This window comes from Aeromonas veronii bv. veronii, from assembly GCF_000820225.1.
Lineage (GTDB): Bacteria > Pseudomonadota > Gammaproteobacteria > Enterobacterales > Aeromonadaceae > Aeromonas > Aeromonas veronii.
Genome location: NZ_CDDK01000028.1, coordinates 15,455 through 34,581 on the forward strand (window position 1 = coordinate 15,455; position 19,127 = coordinate 34,581).

A 19,127-nucleotide genomic window follows, 5' to 3' on the forward strand; every position below is an offset into this window, starting at 1 on the left:
GATACGCCCTTCTCTCAATCCATCCACTCCTGTGGCTGATGTTTCGGCAGCCGCATCTCGACCAGCAGGCCGCCGAGATCCGAGCTTCCCAGCCGGATAGTGCCATGGTGCTGGGCGACTATCTTGGCCACGATGGCCAACCCCAGCCCACTGCCGCCAACGGTCCGCGCCACATTACCCTGAGTAAACGGCTTGAGCACCCGGGAATAGTCCTGCTCCGGAATGCCGGGGCCATCATCGGATAGGCGCAGGCGCACCCAGTGCCCATCGTCCTTGAGCTCGGCATGCAAACGGCTCGCCCCATAACGCTGCGAGTTGCTTGAGAGGTTGTTCAACACCCGCCGGATACTGACCGGATTGCAGGCCACCCGCACCGCCTCTTGCGGCAGCGCCAGATCAACTTCCAGTCCCTGCTCCGAGTAGATCAGCAAGGTATCGTGCACCAGCTGAGTCAGGTCGATCGGCTCCAGATCCAGGCCCTCGTCCGGGCGGATGTAGTCGATGAACTGATCGATGATGGCATTGGACTCATCGATATCGGCGTTGATGCTCTCCTTGAGGTACTCGTCACCAGAGGACATCATCTCGGTGGCAAGCCGTATGCGGGTCAGCGGAGTACGCAGATCGTGGGAAACCCCCGCCATCATCAGGTTACGCTCTTCGATCAGGCTCTTGATGGAGTGCGACATATGGTTGAAGGTGCGGGTCAGTCGCCGCACTTCCCGTGATCCCAGCTCCCCCAGCGCCTCGGGGAAATGGCCTCTGGCCACCGCAACTGCACCAGCTTCGAGATCCTCGAGCGGGCGCACCAGCTGCCGGGCAAAGCGCCAGGCCGCAAACAGGGTGATCACCAGCAGCACGCTCAGATAGATGATGAGGGGTTCGATATCGTCATCTTCAATCTCGGTCAGCGGGATCCGCACCCAGATTTTGCTGGCCTGCGGCGGCTGGATCCAGATGATGTAGTGATCCTGGATCTCGACCCGCACCTTGGCCGGGCCACCCAGCTCGCGACTGATGTTCTCCTCCAGATAGGGGTATGGCTTGGCATCGTTGAAGCCATGTTGCACCGCCTCGCTCTGGGTGTAGATGTCGGTACCGGTTGTCACATAGACCAGCGCCTCGGCATCTTCACTCAGCGCCAGTTGTTCAGTGTTGACCGGAAAGATCAGCTTGACCTGATTGGCCAGCAAGTGACTGATCTGCTTGACGGTTGGCGCCAGCAGATAGTTGTAGAAGGTGACGTAGGAGACCGCTTGATAGACCACCAGAACGGCAGCCAGAAACCAGAGCATGCGCGAGAACATGCTGCCGACCTTTTTCATGCACCGTCACCATCTGGCACGAACACATACCCCAGACCCCAGACGGTCTGCAGATAGCGGGGCTGGGCCGGATCCTGTTCCAGCAGGCGGCGCAGGCGGGAAACCTGCACGTCGATGCTGCGCTCGGTGGCGGTGTATTCGCGGCCACGGGCCAGATTCATCAGCTTGTCGCGGGAGAGCGGCTCGCGCGGATGGCTGACCAGTACCTTGAGCACCGCAAATTCACCGCTGGTGAGCGCCATCGGCTCACCATCCCGGCTCAGCTCGCGGGTCGCCAGATTGAGTTGAAAGGCGCCGAAGTTGACCACCTTCTCTGCAGCAGAAGGGGCCCCCGGCAGCTCGACGGTATGGCGGCGCAGCACGGCACGGATCCGCGCCAGCAATTCGCGGGGGTTAAACGGCTTGGGCAGATAGTCATCAGCCCCCATCTCGAGCCCGACGATGCGATCCACTTCATCCCCCTTGGCGGTGAGCATCAGCACCGGGATCTGGTTGCCCGCTTCCCGCAGACGGCGGCAGATGGAGAGCCCATCCTCCCCCGGCAACATCAGGTCGAGCACCATCAGGCTGAAGTTTTCACGAGTCAGCAAGCGATCGGCCTGCTCGCCATTGGCCACGCCGCGCACTACGAATCCCTGCTCGGTGAGATAGCGTTCCAACAGGGAACGTAATTTCAGGTCATCGTCCACGACCAGGACCTTGTATTGCTGCTGACTCATTGCTTTGCCTCTTCATTCTTTAGCTGCCCCCAATACTAGGGGGGGATATAGCGGGAGCAAAGCACAAATATGTTACCGGTTATTACCCGTCCCGAGAGCGTGACGGCCATCAAGTCACTGCGCTGGCCAGCAACTCCCTGAATGGCGCCAGCCGAGCCATCACGATTTCCCTCGACAGCAAGAGGACAAAAGCTAATATTCCCGAGCAGTTAGCGATGAATACCCCTCTTTGACCAGGTCCGCATTACCATGAAGACAAAGCTGATCACCCGCGAAGGCTACAACAAGCTGAAAGAAGAGCTCGATTTCCTCTGGCGCCAGGAGCGCCCCGAGGTCACCAGGAAGGTGGCATGGGCCGCCAGTCTGGGGGATCGCAGCGAAAATGCCGACTACCAGTACAACAAGAAGCGGCTGCGGGAGATCGACCGGCGGGTGCGTTACCTGCGCAAGTGCCTCGAAGAGCTGGGGATCGTCGACTATGCCCCCGCGCAGGAGGGCAAGGTCTTCTTCGGCGCCTGGGTCGAGGTGGAAAACGAAGAGGGCGAGACCAAGCGCTTTCGCATCGTCGGCTATGACGAGATCTTCGAGCGCAAGGATTACATCTCCATCGACTCCCCCATGGCCCGCGCCCTGCTCAAGAAAGAGGTCGGTGATGAAGCCATCGTCCGTACGCCAGTTGGTGACGTCTGCTGGTATATCAACGAGATCAGCTACCCCAAATAGCCGGACTACTGGTGAGCTGCTTGCCACAGGCACATCCTGAGTCACAGGTGAAATGGCAAGATATGCGCTATCCCCTGCGACTTATCAGTCTGACTGGTGCAGACCCCAGCGCAGGGTGGCATCCCGCAACACGACCCCATATAGTGCTCACACTTGGCGCCTGATGGCGCGGACTCGACCACAGAGGCCCTCAACAACATCATGATGCAAACCATAGAGAGACAGATTGCCGGTGAGCTCCATGCTCGCCCGGAGCAGGTGCAGGCCGCAGTGCGCCTGCTGGATGAAGGCTCGACCGTGCCCTTTATCGCCCGTTACCGTAAAGAGGTGACCGGCGGTCTGGACGACAGCCAGCTACGTACTCTGGAGAGCCGCCTCGGCTATCTGCGTGAACTGGAAGATCGCCGTCAGGTGATCATTCGCTCCATCGAAGAGCAGGGCAAACTGACCCCCGAGCTGATGCGCGAATTGAATGGCGCCGACAGCAAGACCCGACTGGAAGACCTCTACCTCCCCTACAAGCCCAAGCGCCGCACCAAGGGGCAGATGGCGATCGAAGCCGGGTTGGAGCCGCTGGCCAACCTGCTGCTCAGCGACCCGATGCAGGATCCCGAGCAAGCGGCGGCCGCCTTCCTCAATCCCGAACAGGGCATTGCCGACAACAAGGCAGCCCTCGACGGCGCCCGCTATATCCTGATGGAGCGCTTCGCCGAGCAGGCCGACCTGCTGGAGAAGCTGCGCGACTACCTGTGGCAGAATGCCACCCTGCGCGCCCGCGTGGTGGCAGGCAAGGAGCAGGAAGGGGCCAAGTTCAAGGACTATTTCGAACACGACGAACCCCTGCACAAGGCCCCCTCCCACCGGGTGCTGGCCATGCTGCGCGGCCGCAATGAGGGGATCCTCAATCTGGCTCTGGTAACCGGTGACGACGAGAGTGCCAGCCCCTGCGAAGGGATCATTGCCCACCACCTCAAGCTCAATCTGCAGAACCGCCCGGCTGACAAATGGCTGCAAGGGGTGGTGAGCTGGACCTGGAAGATCAAGTTGTCGCTTCAGATGGAGACCGAGCTGATCGGCCGTATCCGCGAATCGGCAGAGGAGGAGGCGATCAAGGTGTTCGCCATGAACCTCAAGGATCTGCTGATGGCGGCCCCGGCGGGCATGCGCTGCACCATGGGGCTGGATCCGGGCATCCGTACCGGGGTCAAGGTTGCCGTGGTGGATGCCACCGGCAAACTGGTCGATCACGCCACCATCTATCCGTTCGAACCAAAACGCCAGATTGATCAAAGCCTCAAGACCCTGAGCGAGCTGTGCCAGAAACACAAGGTCGAGCTCATCAGCATCGGCAACGGCACCGCCTCGCGGGAGACCGACCGGCTGGTGAGCGACCTGTTCGAGCGCTACCCCGCCGCCAAGGCGCAGAAGATAGTGGTGAGCGAAGCAGGAGCCTCGGTCTACTCCGCCTCCGAACTCGCCTCCCAGGAGTTCCCGGATCTCGACGTCTCGATCCGTGGCGCCGTCTCCATCGCCCGCCGCCTGCAAGACCCGTTGGCCGAGTTGGTCAAGATCGACCCCAAGAGTATCGGGGTGGGCCAGTATCAGCACGACGTCGGCCAGAGCCAGCTGGCCCGCCGGCTGGATGCGGTGGTTGAGGATTGCGTGAACGCGGTCGGGGTCGATGTGAACACCGCCTCGGTCGCCCTGCTCAACCGGGTTTCCGGCCTCTCCCAGACGCTGGCCCAGAACATCGTCGCCTATCGGGATGAGCACGGCGCTTTCAAGAGCCGTCAGCAGTTGCTGAAAGTAAGCCGACTCGGCCCCAAAGCCTTCGAACAGTGTGCCGGCTTCCTACGCATTCGCGGCGGCAACAATCCCCTCGACAGCTCAGCGGTACACCCGGAGTCCTATCCGGTCGTGGAGCGGATCCTCGCCAAGCTGGAGCAGACCGTGGAGAGCCTGCTCGGCAACAGCAGCCTGCTGCGCAGCCTGAAACCGGCCGACTATACCGATGAGCAATTCGGCGTACCTACCGTCACCGACATCATCGGCGAGCTGGACAAGCCGGGCCGCGACCCGCGCCCCGAGTTCAAAACCGCGACCTTCAAGGAAGGGGTGGAGCAGATCAGCGACCTGGTGCCCGAGATGGTGCTGGAAGGGGTGGTCACCAACGTCACCAACTTCGGTGCCTTCGTCGATATCGGTGTTCATCAGGACGGGCTGGTGCATATCTCCTCCCTGACCGACCGTTTCGTCAAGGATCCCCGTGAGGTGGTCAAGGCGGGCGACATTGTACGGGTCAAGGTGCTGGAAGTGGACGCCCCGCGCAAGCGGATTAGCCTGACCATGCGCCTCGACGAAAAGGCAGGGCAACCCGCTCGCAAGCCGGCTGAAGCGCGCAACAGTAGTGCCGGCAACACCAAGCCAAGAAATGAGCCGCGCCAAAGCCCCCCTATGGGTGGTGCCATGGGCAACGCCTTCGCGGCAGCGCTCTCCAAAGCGAAAAAGTAACGATACCTTCAGACGTCTTCTAAATGCAAAAAGCCCCACAAGGGGCTTTTTTACACGCGAAGCTCAGGATTACTGCGTCAGGGCAGCAAGAATGCTCTCGGGCTCTCCATGCTGGGCCAGCACCTCCCGCAGTCGGTTGAATGCCTTGCAGGCCTCTTGCGGATACTTGCCGTAAGAGACGACGCCGGTGTGGCTCCAGCCAGCCGCCAGCATCACTTTCTTCTTGAAACTGGTTCCTTCAGTTCCCCCTCCTCCAAGCTGCATCAGAAACTGCTCCATCTGCAGGTGGGGGGGCGGTACACGGGAGAAGGTGGTGAAATCTTCCGCTTTGACTTCATCGAAATGCATGACAGCTCCTGTGAAATTGGAATGGGCCTGATCTTCAGGTTAGTTGCAAAACAGGCAAAGCAGCTGAAAGTTTGACGAGGGTGACTCAGATATGCAGACTGAGGGACTGGGTCGAGGCCGGGCTGACAGCCTGTCGATAGTGGCCCGCGATGACGCTGTTGCGCTTGTCCATATAGGCACTCAGCACACCGCCCGATTTCGCGCTCTGCTCGGCCATCAGCTCTTTGCGCGCCTTGGCTTCACTCGCGGCGGCGCTGCGCGCGACGGCCAGATCCTGCGCGGAAGGCTCGGCAGGCGCCAGCGCTGCAGCGCGGATCTGCTGCATCTTGGCGATGGTAGCCGCAGGGTCACCGGGTACGACACTGGTATCGATCTGGACTTCGCCACCCGTAGCATAACGCTTGCCATCCGGCCCTTGCGTAAACTGATAGGTGGGCGAGCTGGCGTACTCTCCACCCGCAGACTGGTGCGCCTGCTCGTGAGTGCGCACCTCCTTGTCACGCTCGACAAGATCCTGAACCTGCTGCTCTTGCCGCTGTTGCTGCTCCTGCTGTTTGGGATCTTGCTGCTTGCGCTGCCCATCCTCACCGGTGGCCTCGACAAAGCGATTATCTGGCAGTGTCGTCGGGGCTAATTGCCCGGTTTCACGGCTGTTCTGGGAGGTCTGATTGCTGGAGGCCTGACCGACTTTGGATTTCTCTTTCTGGGAGCCGACTTCGGATTCGGCAACGGAGGCTTGGCCCGCTCGGGCCTGCGGGATCAGTTCTGCCCGGCGATTATCCGTCCTCGCCGCTTCCACCTGGGGTTGCAGCTGTGTCGGGATAAGGGGAGGCAGACTGACATTGATGTTCATCTCACACCCGGATGTCGATCAGGGTTCCCATCATATCGCTGGCAGTCTGCACTACCTTGGCGGAAGCGCCAGCCTGTTGCTCGGCCACCTTGAGATTGACAAGCTCATCGGTCACTTGCACCTGATCCCCGCTGAGGGTGTTGAGGCGGGCGATCTGATTGGATGCCTTGTCGGCAATCTGCTCGGCTCGCTGAAATCCCTGTACCCCGCTGTTGAAAGCAGAATCAATACGCATGGTGTTACTCCTCTGGTCACAGCTTAATTATCCGCCAGACCAGAGGATTAATGAAGCTTGCAGGCTGTTTTTTAGCCAACAAAATCTCGAACGATTTCAATGAATTCGTCAGGGTGGGAGATAAAAGGTGCGTGTGAGGCCTTATTGAGAGTCACGCTGCGGCTGGCAGGGTAGAGATCATCCAGCAGGGGAATGGCCGCCTTGGGCACCAATGAATCCAGTCGGCCATAGATCCGCAACCAGGGCAGATCCAGCTCCCGCAGCGGCTCGCGCAGGTCAATGTCGGCCAACAGCGTCAGCCCGGCCTCAAGCGCGGCAAACTGGGGCGCCGGGCGCTCGGCCAGCCAGTGGCGCAACTGACGGATATCATCTCGGGCATGTTCGCTGCCCATCGCCTGGATCGCCAGAAAGCGCTCTATGGTCTGGCGAAAATCCCCCGCCAACATCTGGTTGAAGCCGGTCAGTACCTTGGGGGCAATTCCGGGCCACTCGTCCCGCGCCATAAAGCAGGGAGAGCTGGCTACCGTGATCAGGGAGTGCAACCGATCGGGATGCGTCAGCGCCAACTGGCTTGCCACCAGACCGCCGAGCGACCAGCCAAGCAGATGACACTTCTGCGGCAAGATGGCGACCACCTGCTCGGCAAGCCAGGGCAGGCTGTAATCCACCTCGTCTGCCAGCAGGCTGTTGCCAAAACCAGGCAAATCTACCAGATGAACCCGATAGTGGGGCGCCAACTGTTGGGCAATACCATGCCAGACCGCACCGTTCATCCCCCAACCGTGCAACAACGCCAGATCGGGCCCCTGGCCAAACTGCTCTACCGATATGCTCATCTAGACTCAAGATCCCTGTTCATGCTCTTGGGGTCAGCATGTTAAAGCGACTGCTCGCTAAAGCAAGCCCGCTGCTCGGCAACCACGGCGACTGGCAAGGGAGTTGCCTGCTCTGTCATCAGCCTTGCGACAACGAGCCCCTGCTCTGCAGCTGGTGTCGGCAGGCGCTGCACCAGTCACAGCCGAGATGCCACCTCTGCGCCGCACCGCTGGCTGACTATATAGAAGAGAGCATACCGGTCTGTGGTCGCTGCCAGCGCAGACCTCCCCCCTGGGAGCGGTTGCAGGTGATTGGCGACTACCAAACCCCCTACCCCATGCTGATCCCCCGGCTTAAATATTCCGGCCAGATCCTGCTGGCGCCGCTACTGGCACGCCTCTTGGCCGATCATCTGGATAGCCGCGAGCCGCCGGAGGCGATCATTCCGGTTCCCCTGCACTGGTGGCGGCAGTGGCGGCGCGGGTTCAATCAGGCGGAGGAGATCGCACAAGCCCTTGGCGAGTTCACCGGTATTCCCTGCGACAACACTCTGTTGCAACGCATCAAGGCGACCCCGCAACAAACAACCTTGAGCGCCGGGCAGCGGCGGCGCAATCTGCGCGAGGCATTCCGGATCCGCTCCCACCAATACCGTCATGTCGCCCTGCTCGATGACGTTGTGACCACAGGCGCCACCGCCGGTCAGCTCAGCCGTCTGCTCCATGAGAGCGGCATCACAAAGGTAGAAGTGTGGGCGATCTGTCGTACCCTGCGGCACAGCAAGTAGCCATCGGCATGCTACCCAAGCATTAATAACCGCGTTATCATGAATACCCTAGTCGTACACTCAGGTTTATGAGGATAGTGATGATCAGCATTTCCGACGCCGCCCAGGCCCATTTCCGTAAACTGCTGGAAAAACAGCCTGATGGCACCAATATCCGGGTGTTTGTGGTCAATCCGGGAACCCAGAATGCCGAGTGTGGCGTATCGTATTGCCCGCCCGATGCCGTGGACCCGGAAGATCAACACCTGCCCTTCAGCGGCTTCGACTGCATGGTCGATCCCCTGAGCGCCCCCTTCCTGGTGGATGCAACCATCGACTTCGTGACCGATCAGATGGGCTCCCAGCTCACCCTGAAAGCACCGAACGCCAAGATGCGTAAAGTGGCCGACGACGCGCCGCTAATCGAGCGCATCGAGTACGTGTTGATGTCCGAAGTGAACCCCATGCTGGCCGGTCACGGTGGCAAGGTCACCTTGGTCGAGCTGACTGAAGACAAACTGGCCATCCTGCAGTTTGGCGGTGGTTGCAACGGTTGCTCCATGGTCGATTACACCCTGAAAGAGGGTATCGAGAAGCAGCTGCTGGAGAAGTTCCCGGGTGAGCTCAACGGTGTGAAAGACGCCACCGAGCACCAGCGCGGCGACCACTCTTACTACTGATCTGCAGCCCTTGCAGCAAAGAAAAGGCCCCGCCATCTGGCGGGGCCTTTTGCATGGGCAATCGGCAGGTTACTCGTCCTTCTTGTCTCGCGACAGCAGGGCGATGGCCGCCTCTTTCGGGTTCTTACCCTCGTAGAGCACCTTGAAGATCTGCTCGCAGATGGGCATCTCGACGCCGCAGCGGGCCGCCAGCAGATGCACCTCTTTGGTGTTGCGATACCCCTCCACCACCTGACCTATCTCAGTCATGGCGGTGTTCACATCCTTGCCAGCCCCGAGGGCCAGCCCGAAGCGACGGTTGCGCGACTGGTTGTCGGTACAGGTGAGCACCAGATCCCCGAGCCCCGCCATCCCCATAAAGGTTTTGGCATCGGCACCCAGCGCCGCACCCAGACGCTGCATCTCCACCAGACCCCGGGTGATGAGCGCGGTTCTGGCATTGGCGCCAAACCCGAGCCCGTCGGAGAGACCGGCACCGATGGCGATGACGTTCTTCACCGCCCCACCCAGCTGCAGACCGACGAAGTCCGGATTGGTATAGACCCGGAACGAGCGGCCACAGTGCAGCAGGTGGGAGAGATCGTCGGCGAACTCGTCGTGGGTCGAAGCGACCGAGATGGCGGTCGGCAGACCGGCAGCCAGCTCCTTGGCGAAGGTGGGGCCGGAGATGACCGCCAGCGGTATCTCGTCACCCAGCACTTCACGGGCCACATCCTGCAGCAGACGGCCACTGTCCGGCTCCAGACCCTTGGTGGCCCAGGCGATACGGGTATCGGGGCGCAGGAAGGGCTTGATCCGGGTCAGCACATCGCCAAATACATGGCTCGGCACGACCAGCAGCAGCACGGGGGCAGCCTGTACCGCACGTTGCAGATCCGCAGTTAGCTGCAGATCGGCAGGAAAAGGGACATCAGGCAGAAAAGCCTTGTTGCAGCGGTCTTGTTCCAGCTCGGCGACATGAACGGGGTCGTGACCCCACAGCAGGGTCGGATGACCGTTGCGCGCCAGAGAAATGGCAAGGGCGGAGCCATAAGACCCCGCCCCCAAGACCGAGATAGCGATCTGGTCAGCCATTATCAGGCTTCCGCAGTCGCCTGCTGGGCCTGTGCTTGCGCCATGTGCTGGGCAAACAGGGCATCGAAGTTGACCGGTGCCAGGTTCAGCTGCGGGAAGGAACCCTTGCTCACCATGTTGGCCACGGCTTCGCGGGCATACGGGAACAGGATGTTCGGGCAGAAGGCAGCCAGGCAGTGAGCCAGTTGCGGCTCCGGCAGGTTACCGATGGTGAAGATACCAGCTTGCTGTACTTCGCACAGGAAGGCGGTTTCGGTTTCCAGTTTGCAAGTTACGGTCAGGGTCAGGACAACCTCGTACACGTTCTCAGCCAGGATGTTGGTCTTGGTATCCATATCCAGCTTGACGTCCGGCTGCCACTCTTTCTGGAAGATGTGCGGGGTGTTCGGCGCTTCGAAAGAGACATCCTTGGTGTAAACACGCTGGATGTGGAATTCCGGTTGTACTTCCTGGTTGTTGATCTCGTCAGCCATTTCGTTTGATTCCTTGTTATATGGATAAGTGGGCTCAGGCCCTGCTTAAATCAGCGTTTCTTGGTTACCGGCAGATTTTCTGCACGCCATTGGGCCATGCCACCGCCGAGCACATAAACCTGCTTGAAGCCAGCTTTGCTCAGCTGACGGCCCGCGCCGCCCGCAGTCATTCCCGACTCGCACACCACTATGATGGGGTCATCTTTATGCTTTTCAACCGGGCCCAGATTATTGCTCTGGATCTGGGTCAGCGGCAGGTGCTGGGCACCGGCCAGATGGCCCTTGGCGTACTCTTCCTGACTGCGAATATCCACCACGGTGGCATTCTCGCGGTTGATCAGCAGGGTCGCGGTGTGATTGTTGACGGTTTTTACCGGTGACAAACGGGCACGCACAGTGGTGTAAACCAGGGTGCCAGCCAGACCCAACCAGGCTGCGGTCAGCAGCGGGTTACGGGCCGCAAAATCCAAATACTCTTGCATCTTCTACTATCCAGGGACCAAGACAAGGGCCCGAGTATACATGGGGGTATTGATAAGATCAGCCATCTTGGCGGCAAAGCGCGAGCAGGCTCCCATCATCATTGGGCAGCGAGCATGGCAGGAAAGGCGTGGCTTGCGGGGCCGCGGGAGCGCCCCTTGGCTATCAGGTGACTATTTCGGCAGATGTAGTAATATTACGCTAGTTTCATTTCCCGCATTTTTTCCAATCCGAGAGGACATAGTCTTATGTCAACAGCTAAGAAACCTTTGGTTCTGGTCATCATGGACGGTTGGGGCTACAGCACCAAGCAAGAGCACAACGCCGTCGCTGCCGCCAAGACTCCCAACCTCGATCGTCTGGCCCGTGACTACACCAGCACCCTGATCTCCGGCTCCGGTCTGGACGTCGGTCTGCCGGATGGCCAGATGGGCAACTCCGAAGTGGGCCACGTCAACATCGGTGCCGGTCGCATCGTCTATCAGGAGCTGACCCGCATCTCCAAAGACATCCAGGACGGTGAATTCTTCCAGAACGTCGAGCTGGCCAAGGCTGTTGACGCTGCCGTGACCAACGGCAAAGCCGTTCACATCATGGGCCTGATGTCCCCGGGTGGCGTACACAGCCACGAAGAGCACATCATGGGCATGATCGAAATGGCAGCCAAGCGTGGCGCCGAGAAGATCTATCTGCATGCCTTCCTGGATGGCCGCGACGTTCCGCCGCGCTCCGCCCAGTCCTCCATCGAGCTGTTCGATGCCCTGTTCGCCAAGCTGGGCAAGGGTCGTTTCGCTTCCATGATCGGCCGTTACTTCGCCATGGACCGTGACAACCGCTGGGATCGCGTGCAGCAAGCCTATGACCTGATGACCCAGGGCAAGGGCGAGTTCACCGCCGAGAGCGCCACCGAAGCGCTGTCTGCCGCCTATGCCCGCGACGAGAACGACGAGTTCGTCAAAGCAACCCGCATCGGCGAAGCTGCCCCGATGGAAGATGGCGATGCGCTGATTTTCATGAACTTCCGTGCCGACCGTGCCCGTGAAATCACCCGCGCCTTCGTTGACACCGACTTCACCGGCTTCGCCCGTGCAGTCGAGCCGAAGCTGAACTTCGTGATGCTGACCGAATACGCGGCCGACATCAAAACTGCCTGTGCCTACCCGCCGACCGCTCTGGTCAACACCCTGGGTGAGTGGCTGGCCAAGCAGGGCAAGACCCAGCTGCGCATCTCCGAAACCGAGAAGTACGCTCACGTCACCTTCTTCTTCAACGGTGGCGAAGAGTCCTGCTTCACCGGCGAAGATCGCGAGATCGTGGCCAGCCCGAAAGTGGCGACCTATGACCTGCAGCCGGAGATGAGCTCCGAAGAGCTGACCGACAAGCTGGTTGCGGCCATCAAGAGCGGCAAGTACGACGTCATCATCTGTAACTACCCCAATGGCGACATGGTTGGTCACACCGGTGTGTTCGATGCCGCCGTCAAAGCTTGTGAAGCCGTTGATCACTGCATCGGTCGCGTGACCGACGCCTTGGCCGAAGTGGGTGGCGAGTGCCTGATCACTGCCGACCACGGTAACGCCGAGAAGATGCTGGACGAAGAGACTGGTCAGGCCCACACCGCCCACACCAATCTGCCGGTCCCGCTCATCTATTTCGGTCGCAAAGCCGAGGTAGTTGAAGGTGGCAAACTGTCCGATCTGGCACCCACCATGCTGACCCTGATGGGTCTGCCGGTACCGCCGGAAATGACTGGCAAGCCCCTGATGATTCTGAAATAATCCTTCCCCATGCGGGGATGCGAAGTTATTTCACAGAAAACCAGTCGCGTCGGCCTGCTGGCCGGCGCGCTGTTTTTTTGCCTGTCGTTTGGCGCCAGCAAACCGGCTTTGGCCGCCAATCAGCAGCTGGGGACCATGCAGTCCCAGATCAAGGAACAACAGCAGACCATCAAGCTCAGCAAGCAGGAGCTTGCCAAGCTCAATACCCAGCTCAAGGCTGACGAGCAGGCCATCTCGGCCGCCGCCGCCAAACTCAACCAGACCAAGAAGCAGTTGAAGCAGAACCAGCAGACGCTGGCGACCCTGCAAAAAGACAAGCTGGGGCTGGAAGTTCAAGCCAAACATCAAAAGCAGTTGCTGGCCAAGCAGGCGGAGAGCGCCTTTCAGGCGGGCAACCACGACTACCTCAAACTGCTGCTCAATCAGCAGGATCCGGCCAAACTGAGCCGCTCACTCGACTACTACGACTACCTCAACAAGGCCCGCATCGAGGCCATCGACACCCTGCGCGCCACCCGCGACAAGCTGGCGAAAAACCAGCAGGCAACCAAAGAGACCGAGACCAGACTGCAAACCCTGCTTGCCGAACAGCAGGAGCATCACCAGACCCTGCTGGCCAGCCAGCAGAGCCGGGCCAAGGTGCGCAACCAGTTGCAGCAGTCGGTACAGGATGACGAGCAGAAGCTCACCAAGCTGGTCAAGGCGGAGAAAGCGCTGAAAGCCCGGCTGGAAGAGCTGCGTCGCAAGCGGGAAGAGCAGGAGCGCCGCGAACGGGCTGAACGGGAGCGGCTGGCCAAGCTGAAAGCGGAGCAGGAGCGTCAGCGCAAGCTGGCCGAACAGCGCCGCGCCGAGCAACAACGACTCGCCGCTCAGCAGAACAAAACCGTCAAACCGGCAGAACCGGCCGAAGAGGTAGCCAGCAGCAAACCGGAGCGTGGCTCGGGCATCAGCAGTGCCGGTCACTACAGTGGTCTCAAGACCAATGGCAGCCTGCGCTGGCCGGTACAGGGACCGATCCTCATCTCCTACGGTTCGCCGCGCACTGCCCAGCTCAAGTGGAAAGGCACCCTGATCGGCGCCAGCGAAGGGACCCAGGTCAAGGCGGTTGCACCGGGACAAGTGGTCTACGCCGACTGGCTCGACGGTTTCGGCATGCTGCTGGTGATCGACCACGGCAAAGGCTATATGAGCCTCTACGGTCACAATCAATCGCTGCTGCGTCAGGTTGGCCAGAATGTGGAACAGGGTGAACCTGTGGCACTGGTCGGTGACAGTGGCGGTCAGGACAGACCGGGCCTCTACTTCGAAATTCGCTATCAGGGCGAGGCCATCAACCCAACCAAATGGCTGGCCAAGGGTTGAGTCAAGCCGGCCGACAAACGCATCACACGCTCACTAACAAAAGCCTGCATCACGCAGGCTTTTGTCGTTTCAGGAGTACAGCAACCCGCTGTCACTCCTATTTGATGAAAAATTACCTAATTTTTCGCTCGGCTCAGGGGAAGACAACCAGACCGATCTGCTCCAGCAAGGTCTGCTGCTGATCCTCGTTGATCTGCACCCCTTGCAGATCGACCCGGCGCAGATCCAGCCCCGGCAGATCGCACTGGCGCAGATCGCAGCCCTGCAGCTTGAAGCTGGTCCAGTCAATCTGGCCAAACTCGGAGCCGCTGAGATCGGAACCCACCAGCGAGGCACCAAACAGGTTGGCCCCCTGCCAACGGTTGCCGGTCAGCTCGCACTTCTCCAGCAGGCTGCCCTCGAAGCTGGCGTAGCTGAAGTTGTTGCCGGTCAGATGGGCCTCGCAGAAGTAGCTTTTCGCGGTGATCTGGTTGGCGAAGCTGGCATGGCTGAAGTTGATGCCGACCGCCTGACAGTCGCGCATCTCCAACCCCAGACACTGGCTGCGGCTGCAATCGGCCATGGTGAGATCGCAGCGCAGGAAGCTGGCCTCGCGCAGATCGCAACCCTGCAACAGGCAGCCCCGTTCACTCTCCCGATCGTAGAAGCTGCAGTCGATGAAGCGGCTATCGCTCAAATCCAGCCAGGAGAAATTACAGCCGATAAAGCGGCACTCCGAGAACTGCTCCCCCTCCACATCCTGTTGCTCGAACCGGACATCCACGAACTGCTTGCCTCTGCTCATCGGAAAACTCCTGCAAAAACGGCTTCATATGCTGACTTTATCCGCCAAAAACGGTAATGTTACATGTAACATCCACGCTGGACACCCCTATGAGCCCCACCCGCAAGCGCCGCCCCACCCTGCAAGATATCGCCGACCAGACCGGCGTGACCAAGATGACTGTCAGCCGCTATCTGCGCGACCCGCAGACCGTGGCGGAGGGGACCCGCGAGCGGATCGCGGCTGTGGTGGAAGAGCTGGGTTATATCCCCAACCGGGCACCGGATATTCTCTCCAACGCGACCAGCAAGGCGATCGGCATCCTGATCCCCTCCCTCTCCAACCAGGTTTTCTCGGCGGTGATCCACGGCATCGAGTCGGTGACCCGACCGGCCGGTTACCAGACCCTGCTGGCCCACTACGGCTACAGTCCGGAGAGAGAGGAGGAACAGGTCGCGTCCCTGCTCTCCTATCACGTGGATGGGCTGATCCTCTCCGACAGCCAGCACACCGAACGCACCCGCAAGATGATCGCCACCGCCGGCATTCCGGTGGTGGAGACCATGGATCTGCCACAAACCCCCATCGACATGGTGGTCGGCATGGATCATAGAGCCGCGGCCCGGGCCATGGTAACAGAGATGCTGCACCGGGGCCGACGCAAGGTGGTCTATCTGGGAGCGCGGCTCGACGTGCGTACCCAGCTGCGGATGGAGGGTTACTATCAGGCGATGACCGACTTCGGCCTCACCGGCCAGCATCTGCTGACCGAACAATCCTCCAGCTTCACTCTGGGGGGCGAGCTGCTGGATCAGGCGCTGGTACGCTATCCCGACCTCGACGGCCTGTTCTGCACCAACGATGACCTGGCGGTGGGCGCCCTGCTGCAGTGTCAGGCCAAGTGGATCCCGGTGCCCCAGCAGATCGCCATCGCCGGTTGCAACGCTCTCGACATCGGCCACGCCATGACCCCCAAGCTAGCCAGTATCGCCACCCCGCGGGAAGCGATCGGTCGGGAGGCGGCCACCATGCTGCTGGCTCGTCTCAACGGCCAATCCCAACCCGACACCCGCAAGGATATCGGCTTCTCCCTCTATGTCGGGGAGAGTCTGGGGTAATCCCTTCCCTCACCCACTGAAGTCACGCCGATAACAGACAGGCCACCCGAGGGTGGCCTGTTTGGTTTTCTGCACAACTGATGCTTAGCGTTTTACCAGCTCAACCGCTTCGCGGGAGAGGCGGGTCACCTCTTCCCAGTTGCCGCTCTTGACCGCATCGGCCGGCAGCATCCAGGAGCCGCCGACGGTGGCGACGCACTTGAGCGCCAGATAGTCGGCCACGTTTTTCGGGCCGATACCGCCGGTCGGGCAGAACTTCACCTGGGGCAGCGGCGCGGCAATGGCGGAGAGCGCCTTGGTGCCGCCGTTCGCTTCGGCCGGGAAGAACTTCAGATGGTCATAACCCGCTTCCAGCGCCTGCATCACTTCAGACGGAGTTGCCACGCCCGGGATCAGCGGCGCGGTGCTCTTGGCCGCGTGGGCCAGCAGGGCCGGGGTCATCCCCGGGGAGATGACGAAGCGGGCACCGGCAGCAACGGCTGCGTCAAACTGCTCGCAGTTGAGCACGGTACCGGCACCGACCATGGCATCCGGCATCGCCTTGGCAATGAGGGCGATAGCATCGAGCGCCACCGGGGTGCGCAGGGTGATTTCGAAGACAGAGATGCCGCCGTCGAGCAGCGCCTTGGCCATCGGCAGGGCCTGATCCAGCTCGTTGATAACCATCACGGGTACCAGCGGGGAGGCGGCAAACACCTCGGCCGGGGTCACTTTCCAGTTCTGCATAGCTCTTCCTTAGTCAAAGATGGTAGCGCCACACTCGGCGCTCGATACCGCGCGACGCATCACGCTGAACAGTTCACGGCCCCACCCCTCTTGTTCCAGAGTGAGGTCAATCTCGGCCTGGGTACGGCCACTCAAATCGGTCAGGCAGTCGAGGCTGCCGTTTACCGCGTCAACCCGCAGCAGGTCGCCGTCAGCCAGCAAGCCGATGGCCCCGCCGTGCAGCGCTTCCGGAGTGACGTGGATGGCGGCCGGGATCTTACCGGAGGCGCCGGAGAGGCGGCCATCGGTGACCAGCGCCACCTTGTAACCCGCCTTCTGCAAGTTGCCGAGCACCGGCATCAACTTGTGCAGCTCCGGCATGCCGTTGGCGGCCGGGCCATTGTGGCGTACCACGATAACGGCATCCTGATTGAGCTCGCCCGCCTTGTAGGCCGCTTCCACCGCATGCTGGGAGGAGAAGACCCGCGCTGGCGCTTCGATAACCCGATACTCGGGAGCCACGGCGGAGACCTTGACCACGGCGCGACCCAGATTGCCCGCCAGCAGCTTGGTGCCGCCGGTGGCCTGGAATACGCTGCCGGAAGGTGACAATACGCTCGCATCGCCGCTCTCGCCCACCGGCTGCCATACCAGCTGGCCATCGACCAGTGCCGGACGGCTGAGGTAATCCTGCATCTCGCCAAAGACCGGAGTGGCATCCATGTGGATCAGCCCCTCTTGCGCCAGACGGCGCATCAGGCCGGGCACGCCGCCCGCCTGTTCGAAGGCGTTGACGTCAGCCGGGCCGTTCGGGTACATGCGAACCAGCAGCGGCACCACGTCGGATAGATCGCTGATGTCATCCCAGGTCAGCACCAGACCGGCGGCGCGGGCCAGCGCCACCATGTGGATGCTGTGGTTGGTGCTGCCGCCGGAGGCGAGCAGGGCCACCAGACCGTTGACCAGCGAGCGCTCATCCAGCACTTCGCTCAGGGGGCGATAGGCCGGGGAACCCGGGATCATGGCGCTGATACGACGGGCCGCTTCGGCGGTCAGGGCGCGGCGCAGCTCGCTATGGGGATGCACAAAAGCAGAGCCCGGCAGCATCAGGCCCATGGCCTCGAATACCAGCTGGTTGGTGTTGGCGGTGCCGTAGAAGGTACAGGTGCCTGCCGCGTGGTAGGCGCCGCACTCCATCTCCAGCAGGGCATCGCGACCCACTTCACCGGCAGCGTACTTCTGACGCACCTTCACCTTCTCGTCGTTGCTGATGCCGCTCGCCATCGGGCCAGCAGGCACAAATGCAGTCGGCAGGTGAGCGTGGGAGAGGGCCCCCATGATCTGACCCGGAGCGATCTTGTCGCAGATACCGAGAAGCAGGGTGGCATCGAAAGTGTTGTGAGAGAGCGACAGTGCGGTCGCCTGGGCGATCAGGTCGCGGGAGAAGAGGGACATGTCCATCCCCGGCTGACCCTGAGTCACGCCGTCGCACATGGCGGGCACGCCGCCGGCGACCTGGGCGCTGTGGCCCAGCTCGGCCAGCACCGCCTTGATCTGATCCGGATAGCCCTGATAGGGCTGATGGGCGCTCAGCATATCGTTGTAGGCGGTGACGATGCCGACGTTGGCGCGGGTCATATCGAGAATGCGACCCTTCTCGTCACTGCTGCAGGCAGCCACGGCGTGAGCCAGGTTGCCACAGGCCAGAGCGGCGCGGGTCTTGCCCTGCTCTGCCTGACGCTGGATGCGGGCCAGAAATGCCTGACGACGGGCGACACTGCGCTCGCGGATGCGGGCGGTGACGTCGGAAATTACCTGATGAATCATTGGGCTTGCTCCAATGCTGTGACGGCGCGGTCAACCACCTGTTCGAAGGTGCCGTCTATATCAATGTGGAATACACCGGCTTCGCCATCCGGGCGCTCCAGGGTATCGAACTGACTTTGTACCATGCTTTCACGCATGAAGTGGCCCTTGCGGGCACGCATCCGCTCGAGGATCAGCGGCTGGCTGCCATCGAGGAAGATGAAGCTGACCGACTCGTTGCCTTCGCGGATCTGGTCGCGGTACTTCTTTTTGAGGGCGGAACAGACAATGATGCCGGTCTCGTTCTTCTGCTCGAGACTGTAGGCGGCGTCGCGGATCCGCTCCAGCCAGGGGGCACGATCCTCATCGTTGAGGGGGTTGCCGCCAGCCATCTTCTGGATGTTGGCCTTGGGGTGCAGGTCATCACCATCGATGAACTTGGCGCCCAGCGCTTCGGCCACTTTCAGACCCACGCTGGATTTGCCGCTACCACACACACCCATCACGATAATGCACTTACCCGCCATAATTTGACCTCTGTCCCACTTTTCAAAAAACCAGCTGTTGATGGGTTCTAATCTAACACGTTACC

20 protein-coding genes are annotated in these 19,127 nt (G+C 60.9%); 7 read left to right on the top strand and 13 right to left on the bottom strand.

Annotation, left to right across the window (positions count from 1 at the left end; genetic code table 11):
* Positions 1-14: 14 nt before the first annotated feature.
* Together envZ and ompR are read right to left on the bottom strand one after the other, a co-directional pair.
* Positions 15-1,325, bottom strand: coding sequence for a two-component system sensor histidine kinase EnvZ (gene envZ / locus BN1139_RS11585; protein ID WP_005355346.1), 1,311 nt, complete (start codon positions 1,323-1,325; stop codon positions 15-17).
* Positions 1,322-2,044 (bottom strand): osmolarity response regulator transcription factor OmpR, encoded by a 723-nt coding sequence (gene ompR, locus BN1139_RS11590; protein ID WP_005340625.1) that lies wholly within the window; start codon positions 2,042-2,044, stop codon positions 1,322-1,324. The genes envZ and ompR overlap by 4 nt, the downstream gene beginning before the upstream one ends.
* Positions 2,045-2,293: 249 nt before the next feature.
* On the opposite strand from ompR, the gene greB reads away from it, so the two are divergent.
* Together greB and BN1139_RS11600 are read left to right on the top strand one after the other, a co-directional pair.
* Positions 2,294-2,767 (top strand): transcription elongation factor GreB, encoded by a 474-nt coding sequence (gene greB / locus BN1139_RS11595; RefSeq protein ID WP_005355349.1) that lies wholly within the window; start codon positions 2,294-2,296, stop codon positions 2,765-2,767.
* 201 nt (positions 2,768-2,968) lie between these two features.
* Positions 2,969-5,278 carry a Tex family protein gene (locus BN1139_RS11600; protein WP_041915435.1) on the top strand — a complete coding sequence of 770 codons (2,310 nt, stop codon included), beginning with the start codon at positions 2,969-2,971 and terminating at the stop codon, positions 5,276-5,278.
* 69 nt (positions 5,279-5,347) lie between these two features.
* On the opposite strand, the gene BN1139_RS11605 is transcribed toward BN1139_RS11600, so the two are convergent.
* The 4 genes from BN1139_RS11605 to bioH form a co-directional block, all read right to left on the bottom strand.
* On the bottom strand, positions 5,348-5,626 hold the full coding sequence (locus BN1139_RS11605) for a hypothetical protein (RefSeq protein ID WP_005355353.1): 279 nt from the start codon (positions 5,624-5,626) through the stop codon (positions 5,348-5,350).
* 85 nt (positions 5,627-5,711) lie between these two features.
* Positions 5,712-6,479 carry a putative metalloprotease CJM1_0395 family protein gene (locus BN1139_RS11610; protein WP_005355355.1) on the bottom strand — a complete coding sequence of 256 codons (768 nt, stop codon included), beginning with the start codon at positions 6,477-6,479 and terminating at the stop codon, positions 5,712-5,714.
* Position 6,480: 1 nt separating this feature from the next.
* Positions 6,481-6,714: a flagellar basal body rod C-terminal domain-containing protein gene (locus BN1139_RS11615; RefSeq protein WP_005355358.1), complete on the bottom strand. Its 234-nt coding sequence runs from the start codon at positions 6,712-6,714 to the stop codon at positions 6,481-6,483.
* A gap of 71 nt (positions 6,715-6,785) precedes the next feature.
* Positions 6,786-7,550 carry a pimeloyl-ACP methyl ester esterase BioH gene (gene bioH, locus BN1139_RS11620; RefSeq protein ID WP_005355361.1) on the bottom strand — a complete coding sequence of 255 codons (765 nt, stop codon included), beginning with the start codon at positions 7,548-7,550 and terminating at the stop codon, positions 6,786-6,788.
* Between the two features lie 38 nt (positions 7,551-7,588).
* Here bioH and BN1139_RS11625 point away from each other — a divergent pair, with 38 nt between their 5' ends.
* A complete protein-coding gene (locus BN1139_RS11625; protein WP_005355364.1) occupies positions 7,589-8,317 on the top strand; it encodes a hypothetical protein in 729 nt (242 codons plus the stop codon).
* Positions 8,318-8,397: 80 nt separating this feature from the next.
* Positions 8,398-8,976 (top strand): Fe-S biogenesis protein NfuA, encoded by a 579-nt coding sequence (gene nfuA, locus BN1139_RS11630; RefSeq protein ID WP_005340636.1) that lies wholly within the window; start codon positions 8,398-8,400, stop codon positions 8,974-8,976.
* Between the two features lie 69 nt (positions 8,977-9,045).
* Here the strand turns inward: nfuA and gpsA are convergent, their stop codons facing one another.
* The 3 genes from gpsA to BN1139_RS11645 are packed head-to-tail and all read right to left on the bottom strand — an operon-like array spanning position 9,046 to position 11,005.
* Positions 9,046-10,050: an NAD(P)H-dependent glycerol-3-phosphate dehydrogenase gene (gene gpsA / locus BN1139_RS11635; protein WP_005355367.1), complete on the bottom strand. Its 1,005-nt coding sequence runs from the start codon at positions 10,048-10,050 to the stop codon at positions 9,046-9,048.
* 2 nt (positions 10,051-10,052) lie between these two features.
* The gene (gene secB, locus BN1139_RS11640; RefSeq protein WP_005340639.1) at positions 10,053-10,523 is read right to left on the bottom strand and encodes a protein-export chaperone SecB; all 471 of its coding nucleotides are present in this window, start codon (positions 10,521-10,523) and stop codon (positions 10,053-10,055) included.
* 50 nt (positions 10,524-10,573) lie between these two features.
* Positions 10,574-11,005, bottom strand: coding sequence for a rhodanese-like domain-containing protein (locus BN1139_RS11645; protein ID WP_005355370.1), 432 nt, complete (start codon positions 11,003-11,005; stop codon positions 10,574-10,576).
* Positions 11,006-11,251: 246 nt separating this feature from the next.
* Here BN1139_RS11645 and gpmM point away from each other — a divergent pair, with 246 nt between their 5' ends.
* Both gpmM and envC read left to right on the top strand, forming a co-directional pair.
* Positions 11,252-12,781: a 2,3-bisphosphoglycerate-independent phosphoglycerate mutase gene (gene gpmM / locus BN1139_RS11650; protein ID WP_005355400.1), complete on the top strand. Its 1,530-nt coding sequence runs from the start codon at positions 11,252-11,254 to the stop codon at positions 12,779-12,781.
* A 9-nt stretch (positions 12,782-12,790) separates the two neighbouring features.
* Entirely contained in the window at positions 12,791-14,143 is a 1,353-nt protein-coding gene (gene envC / locus BN1139_RS11655; RefSeq protein WP_005355402.1) for a murein hydrolase activator EnvC, read from the top strand.
* 133 nt (positions 14,144-14,276) lie between these two features.
* Here envC and BN1139_RS11660 read toward each other — a convergent pair whose 3' ends face one another.
* Positions 14,277-14,927 carry a Qnr family pentapeptide repeat protein gene (locus tag BN1139_RS11660; protein WP_005355405.1) on the bottom strand — a complete coding sequence of 217 codons (651 nt, stop codon included), beginning with the start codon at positions 14,925-14,927 and terminating at the stop codon, positions 14,277-14,279.
* An 89-nt stretch (positions 14,928-15,016) separates the two neighbouring features.
* Between BN1139_RS11660 and BN1139_RS11665 the strand changes: the two genes are divergently transcribed.
* Positions 15,017-16,024, top strand: coding sequence for a substrate-binding domain-containing protein (locus tag BN1139_RS11665; protein ID WP_005355407.1), 1,008 nt, complete (start codon positions 15,017-15,019; stop codon positions 16,022-16,024).
* Between the two features lie 84 nt (positions 16,025-16,108).
* On the opposite strand, the gene BN1139_RS11670 is transcribed toward BN1139_RS11665, so the two are convergent.
* From BN1139_RS11670 to BN1139_RS11680, 3 genes are read right to left on the bottom strand one after another with little or no spacing between them, the layout of a single operon-like run.
* Positions 16,109-16,750: a bifunctional 4-hydroxy-2-oxoglutarate aldolase/2-dehydro-3-deoxy-phosphogluconate aldolase gene (locus BN1139_RS11670; RefSeq protein ID WP_005342660.1), complete on the bottom strand. Its 642-nt coding sequence runs from the start codon at positions 16,748-16,750 to the stop codon at positions 16,109-16,111.
* Positions 16,751-16,759: 9 nt separating this feature from the next.
* Positions 16,760-18,556 (bottom strand): phosphogluconate dehydratase, encoded by a 1,797-nt coding sequence (gene edd, locus BN1139_RS11675; RefSeq protein ID WP_005355410.1) that lies wholly within the window; start codon positions 18,554-18,556, stop codon positions 16,760-16,762.
* Complete coding sequence (locus tag BN1139_RS11680; protein WP_005340649.1) at positions 18,553-19,062, bottom strand: gluconokinase; 510 nt, start codon at positions 19,060-19,062, stop codon at positions 18,553-18,555. Before BN1139_RS11680 ends, edd begins: the two co-directional genes overlap by 4 nt.
* Between the last annotated feature and the right edge of the window lie 65 nt (positions 19,063-19,127).

What these genes read in the sequence shown, in the direction of transcription:
- gpsA (WP_005355367.1), bottom strand. Translation starts at nt 10,050, where the DNA reads ATGGCTGACCAGATCGCTATCTCGGTCTTGGGGGCGGGGTCTTATGGC.
- secB (WP_005340639.1), bottom strand. Translation starts at nt 10,523, where the DNA reads ATGGCTGACGAGATCAACAACCAGGAAGTACAACCGGAATTCCACATC.
- bioH (WP_005355361.1), bottom strand. Translation starts at nt 7,550, where the DNA reads ATGAGCATATCGGTAGAGCAGTTTGGCCAGGGGCCCGATCTGGCGTTG.
- nfuA (WP_005340636.1), top strand. Translation starts at nt 8,398, where the DNA reads ATGATCAGCATTTCCGACGCCGCCCAGGCCCATTTCCGTAAACTGCTG.
- edd (WP_005355410.1), bottom strand. Translation starts at nt 18,556, where the DNA reads ATGATTCATCAGGTAATTTCCGACGTCACCGCCCGCATCCGCGAGCGC.
- BN1139_RS11615 (WP_005355358.1), bottom strand. Translation starts at nt 6,714, where the DNA reads ATGCGTATTGATTCTGCTTTCAACAGCGGGGTACAGGGATTTCAGCGA.
- BN1139_RS11600 (WP_041915435.1), top strand. Translation starts at nt 2,969, where the DNA reads ATGATGCAAACCATAGAGAGACAGATTGCCGGTGAGCTCCATGCTCGC.
- BN1139_RS11670 (WP_005342660.1), bottom strand. Translation starts at nt 16,750, where the DNA reads ATGCAGAACTGGAAAGTGACCCCGGCCGAGGTGTTTGCCGCCTCCCCG.
- greB (WP_005355349.1), top strand. Translation starts at nt 2,294, where the DNA reads ATGAAGACAAAGCTGATCACCCGCGAAGGCTACAACAAGCTGAAAGAA.
- BN1139_RS11680 (WP_005340649.1), bottom strand. Translation starts at nt 19,062, where the DNA reads ATGGCGGGTAAGTGCATTATCGTGATGGGTGTGTGTGGTAGCGGCAAA.
- ompR (WP_005340625.1), bottom strand. Translation starts at nt 2,044, where the DNA reads ATGAGTCAGCAGCAATACAAGGTCCTGGTCGTGGACGATGACCTGAAA.
- BN1139_RS11625 (WP_005355364.1), top strand. Translation starts at nt 7,589, where the DNA reads ATGTTAAAGCGACTGCTCGCTAAAGCAAGCCCGCTGCTCGGCAACCAC.
- envZ (WP_005355346.1), bottom strand. Translation starts at nt 1,325, where the DNA reads ATGAAAAAGGTCGGCAGCATGTTCTCGCGCATGCTCTGGTTTCTGGCT.
- BN1139_RS11660 (WP_005355405.1), bottom strand. Translation starts at nt 14,927, where the DNA reads ATGAGCAGAGGCAAGCAGTTCGTGGATGTCCGGTTCGAGCAACAGGAT.
- gpmM (WP_005355400.1), top strand. Translation starts at nt 11,252, where the DNA reads ATGTCAACAGCTAAGAAACCTTTGGTTCTGGTCATCATGGACGGTTGG.
- BN1139_RS11665 (WP_005355407.1), top strand. Translation starts at nt 15,017, where the DNA reads ATGAGCCCCACCCGCAAGCGCCGCCCCACCCTGCAAGATATCGCCGAC.
- BN1139_RS11645 (WP_005355370.1), bottom strand. Translation starts at nt 11,005, where the DNA reads ATGCAAGAGTATTTGGATTTTGCGGCCCGTAACCCGCTGCTGACCGCA.
- BN1139_RS11605 (WP_005355353.1), bottom strand. Translation starts at nt 5,626, where the DNA reads ATGCATTTCGATGAAGTCAAAGCGGAAGATTTCACCACCTTCTCCCGT.
- BN1139_RS11610 (WP_005355355.1), bottom strand. Translation starts at nt 6,479, where the DNA reads ATGAACATCAATGTCAGTCTGCCTCCCCTTATCCCGACACAGCTGCAA.
- envC (WP_005355402.1), top strand. Translation starts at nt 12,791, where the DNA reads ATGCGGGGATGCGAAGTTATTTCACAGAAAACCAGTCGCGTCGGCCTG.